General features: G+C 55.4%; 17 protein-coding genes. 9 read left to right on the top strand and 8 right to left on the bottom strand.

What is annotated here, in order from left to right; all coding sequences use genetic code 11:
- Positions 1–117: 117 nt before the first annotated feature.
- Positions 118–783, bottom strand: a complete 666-nt coding sequence (gene ftsE, locus EDC90_RS01225; RefSeq protein WP_132307680.1) for a cell division ATP-binding protein FtsE — start codon at positions 781–783, stop codon at positions 118–120.
- 308 nt (positions 784–1,091) lie between these two features.
- On the opposite strand from ftsE, the gene hpt reads away from it, so the two are divergent.
- Positions 1,092–1,634 carry a hypoxanthine phosphoribosyltransferase gene (gene hpt, locus EDC90_RS01220; protein WP_132307678.1) on the top strand — a complete coding sequence of 181 codons (543 nt, stop codon included), beginning with the start codon at positions 1,092–1,094 and terminating at the stop codon, positions 1,632–1,634.
- 160 nt (positions 1,635–1,794) lie between these two features.
- Positions 1,795–2,154, top strand: a complete 360-nt coding sequence (locus EDC90_RS01215; RefSeq protein WP_132307676.1) for a response regulator — start codon at positions 1,795–1,797, stop codon at positions 2,152–2,154.
- A gap of 255 nt (positions 2,155–2,409) precedes the next feature.
- Here EDC90_RS01215 and EDC90_RS01210 read toward each other — a convergent pair whose 3' ends face one another.
- The 3 genes from EDC90_RS01210 to EDC90_RS01200 form a co-directional block, all read right to left on the bottom strand.
- Positions 2,410–2,619: a cold-shock protein gene (locus tag EDC90_RS01210; RefSeq protein WP_132307674.1), complete on the bottom strand. Its 210-nt coding sequence runs from the start codon at positions 2,617–2,619 to the stop codon at positions 2,410–2,412.
- 279 nt (positions 2,620–2,898) lie between these two features.
- On the bottom strand, positions 2,899–3,042 hold the full coding sequence (locus EDC90_RS01205) for a DUF1127 domain-containing protein (protein ID WP_132307672.1): 144 nt from the start codon (positions 3,040–3,042) through the stop codon (positions 2,899–2,901).
- Between the two features lie 360 nt (positions 3,043–3,402).
- Positions 3,403–3,546, bottom strand: a complete 144-nt coding sequence (locus EDC90_RS01200; protein WP_132307670.1) for a DUF1127 domain-containing protein — start codon at positions 3,544–3,546, stop codon at positions 3,403–3,405.
- A gap of 363 nt (positions 3,547–3,909) precedes the next feature.
- On the opposite strand from EDC90_RS01200, the gene EDC90_RS01195 reads away from it, so the two are divergent.
- The 3 genes from EDC90_RS01195 to EDC90_RS01185 are packed head-to-tail and all read left to right on the top strand — an operon-like array spanning position 3,910 to position 9,230.
- Positions 3,910–4,491 carry an ImuA family protein gene (locus EDC90_RS01195; protein ID WP_132307668.1) on the top strand — a complete coding sequence of 194 codons (582 nt, stop codon included), beginning with the start codon at positions 3,910–3,912 and terminating at the stop codon, positions 4,489–4,491.
- On the top strand, positions 4,418–5,890 hold the full coding sequence (locus tag EDC90_RS01190) for a Y-family DNA polymerase (protein ID WP_132307666.1): 1,473 nt from the start codon (positions 4,418–4,420) through the stop codon (positions 5,888–5,890). The genes EDC90_RS01195 and EDC90_RS01190 overlap by 74 nt, the downstream gene beginning before the upstream one ends.
- A gap of 7 nt (positions 5,891–5,897) precedes the next feature.
- Positions 5,898–9,230, top strand: a complete 3,333-nt coding sequence (locus EDC90_RS01185) for an error-prone DNA polymerase (RefSeq protein WP_132307664.1) — start codon at positions 5,898–5,900, stop codon at positions 9,228–9,230.
- A gap of 236 nt (positions 9,231–9,466) precedes the next feature.
- Here EDC90_RS01185 and EDC90_RS01180 read toward each other — a convergent pair whose 3' ends face one another.
- The gene (locus EDC90_RS01180; RefSeq protein ID WP_132307662.1) at positions 9,467–11,659 is read right to left on the bottom strand and encodes a putative bifunctional diguanylate cyclase/phosphodiesterase; all 2,193 of its coding nucleotides are present in this window, start codon (positions 11,657–11,659) and stop codon (positions 9,467–9,469) included.
- A 730-nt stretch (positions 11,660–12,389) separates the two neighbouring features.
- Here EDC90_RS01180 and EDC90_RS01170 point away from each other — a divergent pair.
- Together EDC90_RS01170 and EDC90_RS01165 are read left to right on the top strand one after the other, a co-directional pair.
- Positions 12,390–13,274, top strand: a complete 885-nt coding sequence (locus EDC90_RS01170; protein WP_132307660.1) for an aldo/keto reductase — start codon at positions 12,390–12,392, stop codon at positions 13,272–13,274.
- A gap of 63 nt (positions 13,275–13,337) precedes the next feature.
- Positions 13,338–14,318, top strand: coding sequence for an aldo/keto reductase (locus tag EDC90_RS01165; protein ID WP_132307658.1), 981 nt, complete (start codon positions 13,338–13,340; stop codon positions 14,316–14,318).
- 90 nt (positions 14,319–14,408) lie between these two features.
- Here EDC90_RS01165 and EDC90_RS01160 read toward each other — a convergent pair whose 3' ends face one another.
- Both EDC90_RS01160 and EDC90_RS20790 read right to left on the bottom strand, forming a co-directional pair.
- The gene (locus EDC90_RS01160) at positions 14,409–14,975 is read right to left on the bottom strand and encodes a hypothetical protein (RefSeq protein WP_132307656.1); all 567 of its coding nucleotides are present in this window, start codon (positions 14,973–14,975) and stop codon (positions 14,409–14,411) included.
- 465 nt (positions 14,976–15,440) lie between these two features.
- Complete coding sequence (locus tag EDC90_RS20790; RefSeq protein WP_165972698.1) at positions 15,441–15,602, bottom strand: hypothetical protein; 162 nt, start codon at positions 15,600–15,602, stop codon at positions 15,441–15,443.
- A gap of 97 nt (positions 15,603–15,699) precedes the next feature.
- Between EDC90_RS20790 and galE the strand changes: the two genes are divergently transcribed.
- Positions 15,700–16,692: a UDP-glucose 4-epimerase GalE gene (galE, locus tag EDC90_RS01155; RefSeq protein ID WP_132307654.1), complete on the top strand. Its 993-nt coding sequence runs from the start codon at positions 15,700–15,702 to the stop codon at positions 16,690–16,692.
- A 54-nt stretch (positions 16,693–16,746) separates the two neighbouring features.
- On the opposite strand, the gene pyrC is transcribed toward galE, so the two are convergent.
- Complete coding sequence (gene pyrC, locus EDC90_RS01150; RefSeq protein ID WP_132307652.1) at positions 16,747–17,787, bottom strand: dihydroorotase; 1,041 nt, start codon at positions 17,785–17,787, stop codon at positions 16,747–16,749.
- A 226-nt stretch (positions 17,788–18,013) separates the two neighbouring features.
- Between pyrC and EDC90_RS01145 the strand changes: the two genes are divergently transcribed.
- Entirely contained in the window at positions 18,014–18,781 is a 768-nt protein-coding gene (locus EDC90_RS01145) for a LamB/YcsF family protein (protein WP_132307650.1), read from the top strand.
- Positions 18,782–18,951 lie beyond the last annotated feature (170 nt).

Genomic DNA, 18,951 nt, shown 5'->3' with positions numbered 1-18,951 from the left:
CCGGTTTTCGACGCTCCGAAGCGGCGCGGTGGCAGACCGGCTCCGCCTTTTCGGGCAGCATCCTGAGCGTTGCGACCCGGCACGCCACGTCTGGGATCGCGACCTGACTGGGGCGGCCTACTCATAGATTTCAAGCCTCCCTTCAGACAGGATCATACGGCGGGCATCATAACGATCCATCAGACCGATATCGTGAGTCGCGATGACAACTGCAGTTCCAAGACGGTTCAGCTCGACAAAAAGGCTGAGCAGCCGCCGCGCCATCGGCGGATCAACATTGCCGGTTGGCTCATCGGCCAGCAACACCTCCGGTTGATCAATCAGCGCCCGGGCAATGGCTGCGCGTTGCTTTTCTCCACCGGACAAGACGGCCGGATGCACATGAAGCCGCTCGCCAAGCCCGACCCATTTCAAAAGCTCGATAACATCATTGCGATAAGTGACTTCGTCTTTGCCACGAACCCTCAGCGGCAGCGCCACATTTTCATAAGTCGTCATATGATCGAGCAGGCGAAAATCCTGAAACACAATACCGACCCGCCGGCGCAACATCGGCAGTTCACGGTGTGGAATGACCGCCACATCGCGATCAAAAAGACGGATCAGCCCACGCGTCGGCTTCAAAGCCATCAGCATAAGCCTGAGCAGTGTTGTTTTTCCCGCGCCGGAAGGCCCGGTCAGGAACTGAAATGAGTGTTTTGGGACATCGAAGGTAAGATCCCTGAGCACTTCCGGCCCCATTCCGTAACGCAGGCCGACATTTTCGAATTGAATGAGAGCCATACTCAACCCAAGATTACAAAATGACGCTTTATCGAAAACATCAATACCAGCTAAGCCGCATACCGCAAACCCGATGTGGAGGGTCGGACGCGCTGTTTTGTGCGCCTTCTTCCACGATATCCACGAAGTTTTGCCGATGAAGCACAGCCTTCAGTCGCGTTTGCATTGCCGTTTCCGCCACAAAGCTCTAAAAGCCAGAGCATATTTTGACCAGAGCCGCCCACAGTCACGGTTTCGTGTGGCGGTTCATGCCAGTGTTTTCGCGCATCGCTCATCTTGAACATTGCGCCAGCCCAGGGAGCCTGCCGATGCCAGTTGTGCGCGGTAAGAACATTGAGGAACTGTTCAGCACGGAAGAGATTGCTCGCCGTAATGAAGAGCTTGCACGCCAGATTGCCGATGGTCCGTCAAAAGATCTTCTGGTGATTGCAATCCTGAAAGGTTCTTTCGTTTTTGCAGCCGACCTCATTCGTGCACTGCACAAGACCGGGCTGGCACCGGAGGTCGAATTCATGACGCTTTCAAGCTATGGCACAGGCACGGTCAGCCGTGGCGTCAGGCTGGTCAAGGACATTGACAGCGATGTAAAGGGCCGCGATGTCCTGTTGATTGATGATATTCTGGAATCCGGACGCACGCTGGAATACGCAAAACGGCTGATGTTCGAGCGCGGGGCGGCCAATGTTTCGGTCGCAGTGCTACTCGATAAGCACGACAAACGCGAAGCGACAATGGAAGCAGATTATGCCGGTTTCCGGTGCCCGGACAAGTTCGTCGTCGGCTATGGAATGGACGTGGCTTATGCTTTCCGCGAGCTGCCTTTCGTCGGTGTTATCACCGGGGATGCTTAATCAATTATAAAGCCGCTTAAAACAGCTTGTTAACTACAGAATCGAGCAAAATCGCGCGTTTACCTCTCGCTAGGAAAATTCTGGTGAAGTCTGTCTCAACAAAGCCTGGAACAACAGGCACGTATATCGGGTTTTGATAAGACAGAGAGCTTGAAAAGACATGGCCAGGATTTTGATTACGGAAGATGAAGCTTCGCTGCGGGCCTTCGTTGCGCGCGCCCTTCGCCTGGACGGTCATGAAACCGTTGAGGCATCGGACGGAGCAGAGGGTTTGGAACGTCTGTCTGAAGGCGGATATGACCTTCTGCTTTCTGATGTGCGTATGCCGATCATGGACGGCATTGCGCTGGCGCATGCCGCTTCTTCCGATCATCCTGGAATGAAGATTTTGCTGATGACGGGCTTTGCCGAGCAGCGCGAACGCGCCGACGACCTGATGGAAAAGATTATTGACGTCGTGCCGAAGCCCTTTGCGCTGCCGGAAATCCGCAAAGCGGTTGCTCGCGCATTGGCTGCCTGACAGTTTTCCCTGCGCCCCATGTCAACATGAGCCGCGCCCCTAAACCGGGTCGCTCTCCAAGAGCCTGCAAACCCGTCGACTTTTCGGCGGGTTTTTCTCGTGCAACAGCTGACAGCGTTTGATGACGCATTTAAGCATCGGACCGTGACGGCCTTCGCGAACAGCGGATAAAAAGAAACCGCCAAAGCACATATGCCGCGGCGGTTTCCGAAATTCACAATGAAGGCTGCCGCACTCGGCAACCGTCAAAATGCCTTAGGCGGCGCTGAGGTTTTCAGCAGCGCTCTTGCCCGTGCGGCGATCGGCTACAACTTCAAAGTTGACCTTCTGGCCTTCAGCCAGCGTGGTCATGCCAGAACGCTCAACAGCGGAGATGTGGACGAAAACGTCCTTGCTGCCGTCTTCCGGTTCGATAAAGCCATAGCCTTTGGTGGTGTTGAAGAATTTTACAGTACCGACAGTCATAACGATTTCCTTTCAAATCGTGTAGCTAAAGAAAGCATGACATGCGCCATGCCGTGTCGTTCGATTTTGATAGGAAGATCGTTCAATGCACTTTCGCGCAAACGTACTTAGCAAACCAACTCGATAGCGGAATCGATACGCTATAATTGTGTCAGAGGCAAGACGCATTACGCAAAGCCTGCCATTTGACAAAAAGAACCCTTCATCCCGAAGCCGGGACGAAGGGCATTTTGGGAGGTCATTTTTTACCCGCGCGACCGCGGTCAACCGTCTGCCGGCTTACTTGGAAGCCTTACGGGCAACATTGCGAATGTCTTCGCGATTGATGCCGAGATCAGCCAGTTCGCGGCTGTTCATGCGGTTCAGTTCGCCGACGGTCTGGCGGTATTTCATCCAGTTATTGAAAGAACGAGCCATGCTCATATCGTCTCTCCATCTTTTAAGGGCGCTTCTGCATCCGGAGATCGTTTCCGGTGCTCCTTGAAGCGACAATCAGAATATAGCTGTTCAAACGCTTATGAGGCAGCCGGTTTACGTCAACGCCACTATGCGCCAGGCGCAAGGCTCGGACAAAATGCCTTCATAAAGCGTTCAGAAAAGAGGCATCCCCGGATAAAACCAAGTCTGCAATACCAGAATCCGGATAAAAAAATAGCGCCCACCGGGGGAGGATATCCGGTGGGCGCCATTTGAGGGGTTAACGACTGGGAGGAGGAGATCGTTAACCGAACGAAGCGCGCCTGGGAGGAGGAGGATAGCGCGGCTCCGAAACTCTCTGATCTTTTAGAATGCGGCCTTGCGGGCGACGCGACGAATATCTTCGCGGTTGATGCCGAGGTCTGCAAGTTCGCGTGTGCTCATGCGGTCAAGCTCGCTGACGGTTCTACGGTACTTGATCCAGTTGTTAAAAGAACGGGCCATGCTCATGGTATCAAATCTCTTTCTTCTGCCCTCACCTGAGAGGGTCTTTGCGGGGCGCGTGTACCGCGCCGCTTTTTGATTTCGATGACCAAGAGATACGCCTCTCAAACCGGTTTGGGCAGGTGGCTTTGAGCAAAGCGCCTATGCGCAATACGCAAGGCTTACCAAACATGCGTCAAAAAAGGAGGCATTTTGGATGTACGCCAGGGAAAGGACAGGCAAGACCGCCCGAAAACGAACCTGTAACGCGCTCTTGATGCACCTGCGGTCGCGGCAGGCTCCAAAATCGCATGGCGGAGGATTTTTCCGGCGGGCCTTCACATTTTTGTTCTCTTTTCATTCTCATGACATGCGTTATATCATGGGGCCATGACAGTCGGTTTTGAGAACATGTTTCCTCTGATGAAAGGCCGCGCGCACGATGTTTCAGGCGCAGGCGCCTTTTTCTTTGCTGCAGTGCTGGCCGGGCAATATGGCGGGCCAGTGCTCTGGGTCAGGCCCGCCTGGTTTTCCGACACAATCAACCCAACCGCTTATGGTGCTTACGCCAATCCCGACGGGCTGGTGGTGGCACGCACGGCCGACCAGACGGAAACATTGTCAGTCGGCGAAGAGGGATTACGCTCCGGCGCCGTGCAGCTGGTTGTTCTCGAATGCGAAACCTCGCTTGAGCTGACGCCCGGACGGCGCCTGCAGCTCTCCGCAGAAGCAGGAAGATCCACATGCCTCTGCCTGTTTCCCGAAAACGTCGGCAATCAGGCCGCCACGACGCGCTGGCGAACCTACCCGCTCTTTGATGAATCAGACTCGACTCTGCAAAACTGGTCTCTTATAAAGAACAAAACAGGAACAAACAGAAGCTGGACGGTCCGTTGGGATGAAACGTCGCGTCGTATCCATGTGGTTTCCGAGGCTTCCGAGCGAGCGGATTTTACGCCGCCGCCCGGTTGATGGCCCGTTTGCCGTCACACTGAGTGAAGGCAACCATGAGAAAATATATTGCCTGAATGCTGCTGCGGAGGAAGCCGGGCTTTCGCGCGGCATGGGGCTGGCTGATGCGCGCGCTTATGTGCCGGACCTTTTAACCCGGCCTGCAGACCGAAATGCAGATGCGGTTTTCTTGAACACGCTGGCGCGCTGGGCAACACGCTACACGCCCTATGCCGGGCTCGATGGGGGTGATGGGCTGGTACTCGACATTTCCGGTGTGCCGCATCTTTTTGGCGGCGAACATGCCATGTTGGAGGATATGAGAATTCGCGCAGAACGCGCCGGTCTTTCTCTGCATGCCGGATTTGCCGATACACGCGGAGCCGCCTGGGCAATGGCACATTTTGCCCCGGGCATCGCCGCGCCCGGCAAAACCAGACACGCCATTGCAGGCCTTCCGGTGGAAGCGCTGCGCATTGAAGCCAAAGCCGTCACCGCGCTTAAGCGTCTCGGGCTTAATACGGTTTCCGATCTTTCAAACCTGCCACGCGCCACACTGGTCCGCCGTTTCGATATGAGCCTTCTGGAGAAGCTGGATCAGGCGACCGGGGAGCGTGGTGAAACCGTATCACCTCTGGCCGAACCACCGCATTATGGCGTACGGATGATGTTTCCCGAGCCCATCGGCCTGCTGGATGATGTAATGGCCGCCTTGCAGCGTCTTACCGGGCGGCTCTGCGACCGATTGAAAGCCCATGAAGTCGGTGTGCGTATCCTTTCCCTGACGATGACCCGGGCAGACTCCTCGGCGGAAACCTGCGAATTGAGGCTGGCCCGGCCAATGCGCGATGCCATCCGGATCGTGAAATTGTTTGAGCGCAACGTGGCCGCCATTGATGCCGGTTTCGGCATTGAGCGCATGCGGCTTGCTGCCAGCGCGGTGGAACCCATGCCCGCAGAACAGCTGACCAGCGGCGGCCCGGCTGCGGATGAAAAACTGGCGGATCTGATCACCCGGCTCGGCGCCCGCATCGGGCTTGAGAATCTAAGCCGGTACTGCCCGGCAGAAAGTCATATTCCCGAGCGCACCTTTGCCACCCGTCCGGCAGCGGATGAACCACTTTTGAAGCCATGGCCGAAGCCAGTTCGCCCGCGGCCTCTGCGCCTTTTCCCGCCAGAGCCGGTGACCGCCGATACGGCGCGGCGTCCCCCCTCCCGGTTTTCGTGGAGGCGTATGCGTTTTGTCACGGCGCGGGCCAGCGGGCCGGAGCGGCTGGCACCGGAATGGTGGCGGAATGACCCAGCATGGCACTCGGGCCTGCGTGATTACTGGCGTGTGGAAACACGGGAAGGCCTGCGGCTGTGGATGTTTCATACACCGCAGGCCCCCGGCTGGCATGTTCACGGACTGTTTGCGTGAGGCGCCCATGGACTATGCCGAACTTTGCGTCACCACAAATTTTACCTTTTTAACCGGCGCCTCACACCCGGAAGAAATGGTTGCGCGCGCCACAGAGCTGGGGCTTTCGGCCATTGCCATAACGGACCGGAACTCGTTTGCCGGTGTGGTGAGGGCTTTTTCCGCCCTTAAGGAAATCAAACGCACGTTGACGGAAAAGGGAGACAGGAAGGTCATTACACTGACTGCAAGACAGCCGGTCGATCCCTCCTCCCGCCAGCCGACAGGTCAGGCCAGAACACTTGATATTCAGGCCTTGCCGCATGTGCCGCGCCTGATTGTCGGCTGCCGCCTTGTGCTTTGCGACAGCCCGGTCGAATTCATCGCCCTGCCTGAGAAAAAGTCCGGTTATCAGAAGCTTGTGCGGCTTTTAAGTCAGGGCAAGCAGCACGCTGCCAAAGGCGAATGTAAACTTCACCTGCGCGATATGCTGGAATGGGCCGACGACACAGTGCTGATTGCACTGCCGCAACAGGGCCTTTCGAAAAAGGCAGAAACGACAGACCACATCATTCAGGCCCTGCGCCGGTTTCCCGGCCATGTGTTTACGGGCGCAGTCCCGCCCTATGATGGTTCTGATCAGGACTGGTTTGCAGCGCTGGCGACGCTTTCCCACAAAACCGGCGCACCGATGGTCGCCATTGGCGACGTGCTCATGCACAATGCCAGCAGACGGCAGCTTGCTGATGTGCTGACCTGTATACGTCACCATATCACCATTGATCAGATCGGGCACCTTGCCTTGCCCAATGCTGAACGGCGTTTGAAAGGTGCTGCCGAAATGGAGCGCATTTTCGCAGCCCATCCGGCAGCGCTCCGGCGCACTGTGGAAATTGCATGGCGATGCGCTTTCGATCTGTCTGAACTGTCTTATAATTACCCCGATGAGATCGCCAAGGGCGAAGCACCGCAGGCCCGCCTGGCCCGCCTCACCTGGGACGGACTGAAAAAGCGCAACCCGGCAGGTATTCCCGAACACCATCGAGAACTGGCGGAAAAGGAGTTAACACTTGTTGGGGAACTGGGATTTGCCGCCTATTTTCTCACCGTCCATGACATCATCACATACGCCCGCAGCAAGGGGATTTTATGTCAGGGGCGCGGCTCGGCGGCCAATTCTATCCTTTGTTATGCGCTGGGCATAACCGATGTCAGCCCGGATATGATCGGCATGGTGTTTGAGCGTTTCGTCTCCCGCCATCGCGGCGAGCCGCCGGATATTGATGTCGACTTCGAACATGAACGCCGCGAAGAGGTTATCCAGTATATTTACGATCGTTATGGCCGCCATCGTGCCGGGTTGTGCGCTACGGTCATTCACTTTCGTTCACGTTCTGCTATTCGCGAAGTGGGCAAGGTCATGGGGCTTTCCAATGATGTGACGTCCAGTCTTTCCAGCCAGATTTGGGGTATTTCCAGCAAGGGTGCTGATCCTGACCGGTTGCGTGAAGCCGGCCTTGATATCTCTGACCGCAGACTGAGCCAGACCCTTCGCCTGATCGGCGAAATCATCGGTTTTCCACGCCACCTTTCCCAGCATGTCGGCGGTTTCATTATCACCAATGACCGGCTGGACGAACTGTGCCCGATTGAAAATGCGGCCATGGAAAGACGTACGATCATCGAATGGGACAAGGATGACATTGATGCGCTCAACATCCTGAAAGTGGACATTTTGAGCCTCGGAATGCTCACCTGTCTGCAGAAATGCTTTGCTCTGGTTGGGCTGCATTATAACCGCTCGCTGACCATTGACACCGTACCGCAGGAAGACCCGGCCACCTATGCAATGCTGACCAAAGCCGATGCCGTCGGTGTGTTTCAGGTGGAAAGCCGCGCACAGATGAATTTTCTGCCGCGTATGCGCCCCGAAACTTTTTACGACCTCGTCATAGAAGTCGCGATCGTTCGCCCCGGCCCAATTCAGGGTGGCATGGTTCAGCCCTATATCCAGAGACGACAGGCAAAGCAGAAAGTTACCTACCCCTCACCTGAACTGGAAGGCGTACTTCAAAAGACGCTCGGCGTACCTCTGTTTCAGGAGCAGGCGATGCTGATCGCCGTAGTTGCGGCCGGGTTTTCCGCAGAAGATGCAGACCGTTTGCGACGTTCTCTGGCCAGCTTCCGGCGCATGGGCACCATCGGTGCATTTCGGGATCAGTTCATCAGCGGCATGTTAGATAACAACTATGAGCTGGAGTTTGCGCAACGCTGCTTTGCGCAGATCGAAGGCTTTGCCGATTATGGCTTTCCCGAAAGTCATGCGGCAGCATTTGCCATGCTGACTTATGTTTCCGCCTGGTTAAAATGCCATTATCCGGCGGCTTTTGCCTGTGCGCTGCTGAACGCCCAGCCGATGGGTTTTTATGCGCCGGCCCAGATCGTGCGCGATGCCCGTGAACATCAGGTGGAAGTGCGATCGATTTCGATCAACCACAGTGAATGGGACTGCACGCTTGAGCGGCGGGCCGACGGCAATTACGCACTGCGGCTCGGCTTCCGCCAGATCAAGGGCTTTCGAAAAGAAGACGCAGACTGGCTGAACATTGCGCGCGGCAATGGCTATCACACACCGGAAGATGTGTGGCTTCGCGCCGGGCTTATGCCGACCACACTGGAGCGGCTTGCAGAGGCTGATGCCTTTGCCGATGCCGGGCTTTCGCGCCGTGATGCGCTGTGGCGGGTCAGAGCGATCCGCTCTGCAAAACCATTGCCGCTTTTTTCCGATCCCATCGATGGTGAAAATATCAGCGAACCGGAGGTGACATTACCGGCGATGAACCTTGGTGAGCAGGTTGTTGAGGATTATGTCGCCACGCGCATGAGCCTGCGGGCTCACCCGATGGAGCTTTTGCGGCCGAAAATGAAGGGGCTGACACTGCACAGCAACTTGCTGAGCACACAGGACAGGCGTGTCAGTGTCTGCGGGCTGGTGATCACCCGGCAGCGCCCCGGCACGGCATCCGGCGTGATTTTCTTAACGCTGGAGGATGAAACCGGCGTTTCCAATATTGTCGTCTGGAACAAGATCTACGAGCGTTATCGTCGCTCGGTCATGGGTGGCAGGCTGTTGAAAGTTACGGGCAAACTTCAGCGCGAAGGACAGGTTGTGCATGTTATTGCCGAGACAATTGAAGATGAATCCCATCGCCTTTCAGAGCTTGGCCATCCAATGGATGAGGCGGTTGGTGTGACCGATCCGAAAGCCGATGACACACCCCGCCGCACGCGGCCACAGCCCCGTGCCTATCACCCGCGCGAACAGGCCAAAAGACTGTTTCCGAGCCGCGATTTTCATTAGAGCGCTGTCGCATCCATTCGGATGCACAAAGGACGCACTAACCTATTGAATCTACGCATCGTGCTTTCCGAAAATCGATTCCGATTTTCGGGCCGACACTGTAAGACTGGCAGTGGCTTTCGCCTCCATCCGAAACGCCCTGACATAAACATCGCACGTCTGTTGCCCATATCATGGATCAACGGTCCCGGCTCTCCAGACGGTCAACGCCAAACACGCCCCAAAGGAAACCGTTTTCAGGTTTTTCTGCGCGCAACAATCATGTCTTTCAGTTCGTGCAGGGGAACAGCCTTTGAATAGAGGTACCCCTGCAGGTTATCGCAGCCAATTCTGGTCAGTCCTGCATCCTGTTCAGGTGTCTCAACACCTTCCGCCGTGGTCTTCAGACCGCGGGCATGGGCAAGATCAACGATCGCGCGAATAATGGCCTCATCGCCGGCCTTTTGTCCCAGTCCACGCACAAAACTCTTGTCGATTTTAATCCTGTCCACGTTGAGAGATTGCAGCCGTCCCAGCGAAGAAAAGCCGGTCCCGAAATCATCAATCGCGATTTTGACGCCCAAAGCACGCAACCGGCGCAGATTATCAGCGGCGGCAGTCGTTTCATCTGTCGCTGCCGTCTCGGTCACTTCCAGTTCCAGTTGCCGGGGCTCAAGGCCCGCAGCGGCCAGTGTCTTTTCAACTTTTTCTGCATATGCGGGATTGCGGAGCTCGACGGCAGAAACATTCACAGCCACTGTCATACCCGTCCAGAATGCAGCAGCAGCGCAAGCTTCACTCAGCACATAGGCACCAATATCCTCAATCAGACCCGTTTCCTCAGCAACGGGAATGAAAAACTCCGGCGATATCCAGCCACTTTCCGGATGGTTCCAGCGCAGCAAAGCCTCGTATCCAACGATCTGCCGGTCACGGGCCGAGCGGATGGGTTGATAGTAAACATGCAGCTGCCCGCCTTCCGCCAGTGCCAGCCGCAGGTCCAGTTCGATACGCTGTCGGCGGCCGAGCGTCATATCCATATCTTCGGAAAAGAAGGAATACCGCCCCCTGCCAGTGGTCTTCGAATAGTAAAGCGCCACATCGGCCTTGCGCAGCAGGTTAACCCGTTCACGACCATCATCCGGAGCCAGCGCCGCACCAATGCTGACGCCGACGAAGACACTGTGACCATCAAGCTCAAAAGGTCGCTGGGCGACCTCCACCATACGTTCACAGATCCGTTCAAGCTCAACCCGGTCACTTCTGCCGCGCAGCATGATGGTAAATTCATCTCCGCCGATACGGGCCACAACATCATCCTGACGCACGACAGCTCTGAGGCGCTGCCCAAACTCCCGGATCAGCGCATCCCCGCTTGGATGCCCAAGTGTGTCATTGACCTGCTTGAAACGGTCCAGATCAAGATAAAGCAGTGCTACCGGCTGCAGCGGCTCGTCGCTGAGTGCATGATCAACATGCTCATTGAAGTAGGTACGGTTCGGCAGCCCTGTCAGAGGGTCATGCAAAGCAAGGTACCGAATGCGCACTTCGCTGGCCTCAAGTTTCTTCGAACGATTGTGATGCAGCATCAAAAAGCCAGCGATTGAACAGACGGCGATGACGATAACAATCAACAGAACCGGTATCACTCTTTGCATGACGGCCAAGCCGGGGCGATAAGGATGCCACAGCAGATAGCCCTTCACCTGCCCGTCAATTGAAAGCAAGGCCTGACTTGATACATCGGAAGCATGATCCTGCACCCATGAGAAAGTTAGATTATCAAACAGATAATCGCTTTCCAGTTCATCAAGCAGGTTACCGTCGAGAAAGCGGACCGCGACATGCAGATATTCTTCACCGGGCGCCTGAACGATATCACCGGTATCCGAAACGATCGGCTTAACGCTTACAATAGCGGGGCGCCGGTTGATAACAGCGATATCGGAAACACCGGGAGTGAGCACTCTATCACTGATCTGACTGCGATCACCGGCACGCTGTATCGCTCTGAGGGTATCAGCCAGAGGCAGAACGTCTTCTGCTATTGCAGAGAAAGCGTCCGGAGAAACGGCTCTGCCCCGCGCAAAGGCATAAACCGGCTGATTGGCGGGATCGAGAACATAGATTCCATCAAGTCCGAAGTAATCATACATCCAGGACCCGAGATTACTGTCCATCCAGCCAGCGTTTCCCGCACGCGTCTGCTTCACGGCCTCGTCCCAGACCGTGACACTTTCCTGATCATGCGCCACCGCAGTGCGAAGCTGTGAAACCACGAGCGCCATCAAGCTCGCCTGCCTGTCACTGGATATCCGGTCTGTCTCGCGGCTGGACCAGATTAACAGAGTCAAAATACCACAACCAACCATCAGCGCCACTGCCATGATCGGCAAAGCCCGTGTCAGGAAAAAGTGGTATTTCGCTTCGGCCTTATTTTGACTGTCCATCCCGGCAACCAGTTATTGATATACCGGGACTATGAAGAACTGAGTATTTCAGAGCAAGTTAATACATATGCAGCAGTTGTTTTCTGTCATATAAGTGCATGCAAAATCAGTCTTAATCCACAGTTGCGGTGATGTTTCAAAACAAAATGCCCGCCATATCCGAAAACAGATCGGCGGGCATTTCATCCTATCGGCCTCTGCAGCATCGTACTTTCCGGCATAAAGAAGATCGAAAGCCGTGTTGATCTGCTCATGCCCCATATTATGGGTAATATACGGATCAACATCGAAGCCGCCACGCTGCCATTCGTCGACCAGACCCGGCGCACAGGCGCCAGTGGATTATGAAAAGCGCGGTTCCAGCGCCTACCAGCAGGAAATTGCCTGACGCAATGACACAACAAGCGGCCTGAACTTTTCTGCCACCCGTCAACACGCGATGATGTTCATCACTTTCCCCATTCCTGAAATTAAGCTTTGCTTATTGAAATACGTCGTCCAGCGGCCCAAGTGGTTATGTGACGAGTGACGTCGCTATGGCGCGCAGGGCGCAATACCTGAATACCGGACATGGAACCGGCTGCCCGGCATATCGTTGTCACTCACACCGCCGGCTGTGTGATCAAACCGCAGTACCGGCCTGAAATACGTTTCAAATGCCATCGCCTTGCGAAGGTCAGATCTGGCCCTCTTTTCAACCGGCGATGCAGCAAAAGCACAGGAGACAGTTATGGCAGAGAAGCTTGCTCACAAAGCTGGCACATTCGCGATTGGCGGAGATATTGAAGTTACCCGGCTTGGTTACGGTGCCATGCGCATCACCGGCGACGGCGTGTGGGGCGAACCCGCAGACCGCGATGGTGCGCTTCAGACCCTGAAAAAACTGCCGGAGCTTGGTGTAAATTTTATCGACACCGCCGACAGTTACGGACCCGATGTTTCAGAATGGCTCATCCGGGAGGCGCTGGCGCCCTATAACGGCATCACGATTGCAACCAAAGGCGGCCTGACACGAACCGGCCCCGGTGTCTGGCTTCCCGTGGGGCGGCCGGAGTATCTGCGGCAACAGGTGCACAAGAGCCTGCGAAATCTTGGACTTGAGCAACTCCCGCTCTGGCAGCTCCACCGTATCGATCCCAAGGTTCCGGCGGATGAACAGTTTGGTGCCATCAAGGAATTTCTCAACGAAGGCCTGATTGCACACGCCGGTCTGTCTGAAGTCTCCGTCTCAGAAATCAAAGCCGCACAAAAGGTGTTTAAGGTTTCAACAGTTCAAAACCGCTATAATCTGGTCGATCGCACGAGCGAAGACGTTCTGGATTACTGCGAAAAGAACGACATTGGCTTTATTCCCTGGTTTCCTCTGGCGGCAGGCGATCTGGCAAAGTCCGGTTCTCTGATGGACGACATTGCCAGAAAACACGATGCTGCGCCAAGTCAGATCGCGCTCGCCTGGGTTCTGAAAAAAAGCCCGGTCATGCTGCCGATTCCCGGCACTTCCAAGATCGCGCATCTGCAGGAAAATGTTTCAGCCGCAGACATCACGCTTTCCGACGAAGAGTTTGCCGCCCTTGATAACGAGGGAAAAAAGGCTTTCGCCAACAAAGAAAAGTGACAGGAACCAGCCGCCGGTTTTTCCGGCGGCTTTTTGTTGCAGCCGTAAATCAGGACCTTTCCTATGGACTATGTAAAACTTGGCCGCACCGGCCTTGAAGTTTCCCGCCTTTGCCTTGGATGCATGACCTATGGTGTGCCGGAGCGCGGCAGCCACCCCTGGTCACTCAGTGAGGCAGACAGCCGCCCGTTTATTCGCAAGGCCGTCGAAGATGGCATCAATTTCTTCGACACAGCAAATGTCTATTCTGACGGAACATCGGAAGAAATTGTCGGCAAGGTGCTTAAAGAACATACCCGCCGCGATGAGGTCGTGATTGCGACGAAGGTCTTCAACCGCATGCACAAAGGCCCGAATGGCGCGGGCCTGTCACGCAAGGCCATCATGCAGGAGATTGATAATTCACTGCGCCGGCTTGGCACCGATTACGTCGACCTTTATCAGATCCATCGCTTCGACTATGGCACACCGATTGAAGAGACCCTGGAAGCTCTGAACGACGTCGTCAAAGCAGGAAAGGTCCGCTATATCGGGGCGTCCTCCATGTTTGCCTGGCAATTCGCGACAATGCTGGCGGCTCAAAAAGCCAATGGTTGGGCAAAATTCGTCACGATGCAGAATTACGTGAATCTACTCTACCGTGAAGAAGAACGCGAGATGCTTCCGCTCTGCGAGGCTGAAGGCATCGGCGTCATCCCATGGAGCCCAATGGCGCGCGGCCGCCTGACTCGCCCTTGGGATACGACGACGGCACGCTCTGAAACCGATGAGTTTGGGCAAACACTTTATTCAGAAACAGCGGAAGCCGACCGTAAGGTTGTAGAAGCCGTCAGCGAGATCGCCAATGCCCGCGGCGTGCCGATGGCCAGAGTGGCGCTGGCCTGGGTTCTTTCCAAGAAAGTTGTTTCTGCCCCGATCATCGGCGCGTCAAAACCGCACCATCTCGATGACGCGCAGGCAGCGCTCAACCTGAAGCTGACCGGTGAAGAAATCGCCAAGCTTGAAGCGCCTTACATCCCACATGCGGTCGTAGGCTTCAAATAACTCGCGAAAGGAACGATCAGCTCTTTCGGGCTGATCGTCTCTTCAAAATTCCGCCTGTCAACCTTTCAAGACCATCCTTCAATGGCACCGCTAAAAATGAATAATCTCGGTATCCTGCAGCCTCTGAAAATCAGTATGGATGCCCTCTATATCCGGGTCCAGGCGCTCTTCAAAAGACTGATAGGTCGGCATCGGCTGCCCGGTATGCCTGTTGCCGACGGCCTCTTTTCCATGACCGGGCATTCTATCAGCAATTAACGCCGCGCCATTCTTTAAGAAACGAGCCGGTGAAACGCTTCTGATAAACCGAGAAAGCGAGTGGCTGGCCACATGCTTTCCTTCAGGGATCGATGCATGCCGATCACCCACATGAGACAAACGCTGAGCGTTGCGTTCTGCAAACGGGGAAATGTTGTCCCCTGCATGGAGCCTTTGAGGTTCAGGTGGCCCGTCAGTCGGGATATCAAACCTCACATGTTTTTCAACCAAGCCACGCTTGGACATATTTTTCGCTTCACCTCCAGAATGCAGCATACTGTGCAATTCCGGCTTTGCTGAAGCCGGTGGTGGTGGTGGCGGCATTTTCGGCTCCGGCGGAATGTTCAGCATCGCTTCATTGCCGGATGCCTTCACAGCTTCTGCCTCTTTCGCTTTCACCAGGCCACTCAGAGAAGGCTTAGGGGCAACCGGTGGTGGCGGTGCAGGCCCTTTCAAAGCCCGGTGGGCCTGCGTTTTGCTCGTATGATCAGTTTCTCCCGATCTCACCATGAGATTGCTGAGTGAAGGTTTCGTGGCAGAAGGCGGAGGCAGCGGCGCTTCGGGCGGCGGCGGCACATTGGCCAGAAAGAAGTCATGCGCCGATATGCCCGCTTCTCTTGGCGAATGCGCATGTTGAGCGTGCTGGACGCTTGCGCCAGTCGGTGGGTTGCGACGCCTGGCAGCCTGAGGCGGCGTCTGAACGGCTTGGGCTGAGTTGTTCTGTGGATGAACAGACAGAATACAGTTTTTCGTCACATGTTTCATCATGGCGCAATATACCCTGAAGTTTGAAGGTCGGAAGGAAACGAAGAGGAATGTGACCGAAACTAAAGCCTACATCATGGAATAGAAAAATCAGGAAATTTAATAAGCCGCAAAGATATGTTTCTCTCTGCCAGGCCAGAGACATTTTTCATCTTTGGTGCCAGTGCCAGATCCGGCGCCGGAGACTGCCGAAAGCGAAAAAAGAGCGATAAAGCGGCCTTCCAAACAGTTGCGTTCTGTTGCATTGTCCAGCGCAATCATCGTGCAAGCATCACGTCGGTTTCAGCAGTTTTAGACAAGTTAAATTCCAGCGGACCCTCGCAAATCTGGTTCGCTCGCAATACCGCAGGAGGAAACAATGGCAATACTGGTTACGGGCGGCGCCGGCTATGTGGGCAGCCACATGGCACACGCACTCGTTGACCGCGGCGAAAAGGTCATCGTAATCGACGACCTTTCGACGGGACATAAGGAACTCATCCCGGAAGCGGCAAAACTGGTCGAAGGCGATATCGCGGACAAACAGTTGATCGCAAAACTGATTACCGACGAAGACATCAATGCGATTGCCCATTTCGCCGGTTCCATCGTGGTCTCGGATTCCGTTTCCGATCCGCTGACCTATTATGAAAACAACACTGTCAAATCGCGCGCGCTCATCGAAGCAGCCGTCGAAGCCAAAATCGAAGCCTTCCTGTTTTCATCCACCGCCGCAGTTTATGGCGAACCGGGCGTCGACCTTCTGGATGAGGAACAGAACCTGCAGCCCGTCTCGCCTTATGGCTGGTCCAAGCTGATGACGGAAGTGATGCTGCGCGACAGTGCTGCAGCCTACGGCCTGAAATACGCAGCTTTACGCTATTTCAACGTCGCCGGAGCGGATCCGCAGGGGCGCACAGGTGAATCCCGTGAACACGCCACCCACCTGATTGAAATTGCTGCGCAGGCCGCCACTGGCCGCCGTAACCGTATGCAGATTTTCGGGACGGACTATCCGACTCCGGACGGCACCTGCCTGCGCGACTATATTCATGTCACCGACCTGATCGATGCGCATGTGAAAGCACTGATGCATCTTCTCAATGGCGGTGACAACTTCGTCGCCAATTGCGGTTATGGTCACGGATTTTCGGTTCTTGAGGTGGTCAATGCCATCAAACGGGTCTCCGGCGTTGATTTTCGTGTTGATCTGGCCGAACGCCGACCGGGCGACCCGCCGGCATTGGTTGCAGACAGTGCCCGCGTTCGCGAGATCCTCGGCTGGCAACCGCAATATGATGACCTTGACACCATCGTGAAGCACGCTCTGGACTGGGAAGACCAGCTCGTGAAAGGTCGCGTGAAGCTTTAGTCGGCGGGCGGCCTTTTACCGCCCTTTCAAAAAGCCTGCTCGCCGGTTGGGCGGTCAGGCCTCGACATCCCAGAAAAGCGCAAACTTCGGATCAAACAACGTGACCATGCCCGCTCCGGTATAAAGTTTCGGCGGGTAGGCAACCGGTGTATCGCGCTTCACAAGCGTGATCGTATCTGTATTCGGCTCAAGCCCGTACCAGGCTGGGCCGTTCAGCGACGTAAACCTCTCAAGCTTATCCAGCGCGCCCGCATTTTCAAACACATGGGCAAGGCAGCTCATCGTGTTAGGTGCCGTATAAATGCCAGCGCAGCCGCAGCCGCATTCTTTCGAGGGATCGACATGCGGTGCGGAATCCGTTCCCAGGAAGAAACGGCTGTCGCCAGAGGTCGCGGCTTCTACCAGCGCCTGACGGTGGTTTTCACGCTTGGCAACCGGCAAACAGTAGTAGTGTGGATGAATTCCACCGACGAGAATGTCATTCCGATTGATAATCAGGTGATGCGTGGTCAGCGAACCGGCTATATTACAGTCTGAGCCTTTGATATAATCGACGCCGTCCTTGGTGGTCACGTGTTCCATCGTGATCTTCAGTTCTGGAAGACGCGCGCGCAGCGGCTCCAGAACAGTCTCGATGAAAACCGCTTCGCGATCGAAGATATCGACATCATGCGCGGTGACTTCGCCGTGAACACAAAGATTGAGACCGGTTTCGGCCATCTTTTCCAGAACCGGCATCGCGTTTTCAAAATTACGGACGCCGCTTGCCGAATTGGTGGTTGCGCCAGCCGGATAAAGCTTCACTGCCTGTATGAGACCGGCTTTAAAAGCCTTTTCCACATCTGCCGGATCTGTGGTTTCCGTCAGATAAAGGGTCATCAGCGGCTGAAAGGCCGAGCCTTCAGGCAATGCTTTCAGGATTCTGTCGCGATAGGCTGCAGCGTCATCTCCGGTCACAACCGGCGGCACAAGGTTTGGCATGATGATCGCCCGACCGAAATGCCTTGCAGTGTCACCAACAACGCCCTCCATCATTGCGCCGTCACGCAAATGCAGATGCCAGTCATCCGGGCGGCGGATCGTCAGTCGGTTCATGCCATATCTCCTGTAACGCTTCATCAGGCGATAGCATCGCTTTCGAACATATGGCAACTCTGAGCCAACGATCAGGACACTTTAAAACGACAGGAACCATGCATCAAGCACATCCCAGAAATGCTAATATTGCATAACTGATCTCCAGAAAACCATTGTGACGCTTTCCCCGGAACCACTACACTGAATGAAAAGATATAATCGTGTGAAACGGGAGGCCTGCGGCATGACGCGTCGGCGAATCGATATCAACAGCGATATGGGCGAAAGCTTCGGTGCATGGCAAATGGGTGATGATGCAGCGATGTTGCGAATTGTCTCATCGGCCAATGTTGCCTGCGGTTTTCATGCAGGCGATCCGGATATCATGGCCCAGACCTTTGCCATGGCACGTGATCGCAACGTCGCCGTCGGTGCGCATCCGGGGTTTCAGGATCTTATGGGCTTCGGTCGCCGTCATATCCCATATTCTGTCGGCGAGATTGAACGGATGGTGGCCTACCAGATCGGCGCTGCACAAGCCGTCTCTCAATATGTCGGACATCCGATCACGCATGTGAAAGCTCACGGCGCGCTCGGGCGCCTTGCCCAGCAGGATAAAAGCGTAGCGCGCGCCATCACCAATGCAATCAAGGCTGTGGACCCATCGTTGATCTGTCTGGCTGCTGCACTGGGACACGAGCAGAGAATTGCCGAGGAAACCGGGCTGACCGTCATACCGGAAATTGCGGCTGATCGTTCTTACCTGGATTCTGGCGAAATGGTGCCGCGCGGACAGAAAGATGCCGTCATCCGTGATCCCGATGTTGCTGCATGGCGCGCTGTCGAGATGGTCAGCGAGGGCGCAGTCGTCACTGTCACAGGCAAACGAATTCCTACCCATATCGGCTCGATCTGTGTCCACGGCGATATGCCGGAAGCGACCGCCATTGCTCAGGCAGTGCGAAACGGACTGGAAAAGCAGGGCTACGCGATCGCCAACTTCATCCACTAGAGCCGCCGTGATTGTCCAAAAAAACGGATCCCACTTTTTCGCCCGACGCTCTCATCGCCTTTTCGACACCCGCATTCGTAGGCCGTTCGCAACAGATATGCATAAGCTTTGCTGGCAGGCCGTTATTTGCGCTTTGTCAGGTGATACGATAGACCAACCAGACCTTCACC

This window comes from Martelella mediterranea, assembly GCF_004342225.1.
In the GTDB taxonomy this organism is placed as follows: Bacteria; Pseudomonadota; Alphaproteobacteria; order Rhizobiales; family Rhizobiaceae; genus Martelella; species Martelella mediterranea_B.
The sequence above is the reverse complement of the archived record's forward strand: the minus strand, read 5'-3'. Positions and strand labels throughout refer to the sequence as shown.

Excerpts from the sequence above, each read along its gene's own strand:
- EDC90_RS01210 (WP_132307674.1), bottom strand. The coding sequence starts at position 2,619 with ATGACTGTCGGTACTGTAAAATTCTTCAACACCACCAAAGGCTATGGC.
- EDC90_RS01180 (WP_132307662.1), bottom strand. The coding sequence starts at position 11,659 with ATGGACAGTCAAAATAAGGCCGAAGCGAAATACCACTTTTTCCTGACA.
- EDC90_RS01205 (WP_132307672.1), bottom strand. The coding sequence starts at position 3,042 with ATGAGCATGGCTCGTTCTTTCAATAACTGGATGAAATACCGCCAGACC.
- EDC90_RS20790 (WP_165972698.1), bottom strand. The coding sequence starts at position 15,602 with ATGATTGCGCTGGACAATGCAACAGAACGCAACTGTTTGGAAGGCCGC.
- EDC90_RS01195 (WP_132307668.1), top strand. The coding sequence starts at position 3,910 with ATGACAGTCGGTTTTGAGAACATGTTTCCTCTGATGAAAGGCCGCGCG.
- ftsE (WP_132307680.1), bottom strand. The coding sequence starts at position 783 with ATGGCTCTCATTCAATTCGAAAATGTCGGCCTGCGTTACGGAATGGGG.
- EDC90_RS01190 (WP_132307666.1), top strand. The coding sequence starts at position 4,418 with ATGAAACGTCGCGTCGTATCCATGTGGTTTCCGAGGCTTCCGAGCGAG.
- galE (WP_132307654.1), top strand. The coding sequence starts at position 15,700 with ATGGCAATACTGGTTACGGGCGGCGCCGGCTATGTGGGCAGCCACATG.
- EDC90_RS01170 (WP_132307660.1), top strand. The coding sequence starts at position 12,390 with ATGGCAGAGAAGCTTGCTCACAAAGCTGGCACATTCGCGATTGGCGGA.
- EDC90_RS01165 (WP_132307658.1), top strand. The coding sequence starts at position 13,338 with ATGGACTATGTAAAACTTGGCCGCACCGGCCTTGAAGTTTCCCGCCTT.
- pyrC (WP_132307652.1), bottom strand. The coding sequence starts at position 17,787 with ATGAACCGACTGACGATCCGCCGCCCGGATGACTGGCATCTGCATTTG.
- EDC90_RS01145 (WP_132307650.1), top strand. The coding sequence starts at position 18,014 with ATGACGCGTCGGCGAATCGATATCAACAGCGATATGGGCGAAAGCTTC.
- EDC90_RS01215 (WP_132307676.1), top strand. The coding sequence starts at position 1,795 with ATGGCCAGGATTTTGATTACGGAAGATGAAGCTTCGCTGCGGGCCTTC.
- EDC90_RS01185 (WP_132307664.1), top strand. The coding sequence starts at position 5,898 with ATGGACTATGCCGAACTTTGCGTCACCACAAATTTTACCTTTTTAACC.
- hpt (WP_132307678.1), top strand. The coding sequence starts at position 1,092 with ATGCCAGTTGTGCGCGGTAAGAACATTGAGGAACTGTTCAGCACGGAA.
- EDC90_RS01200 (WP_132307670.1), bottom strand. The coding sequence starts at position 3,546 with ATGAGCATGGCCCGTTCTTTTAACAACTGGATCAAGTACCGTAGAACC.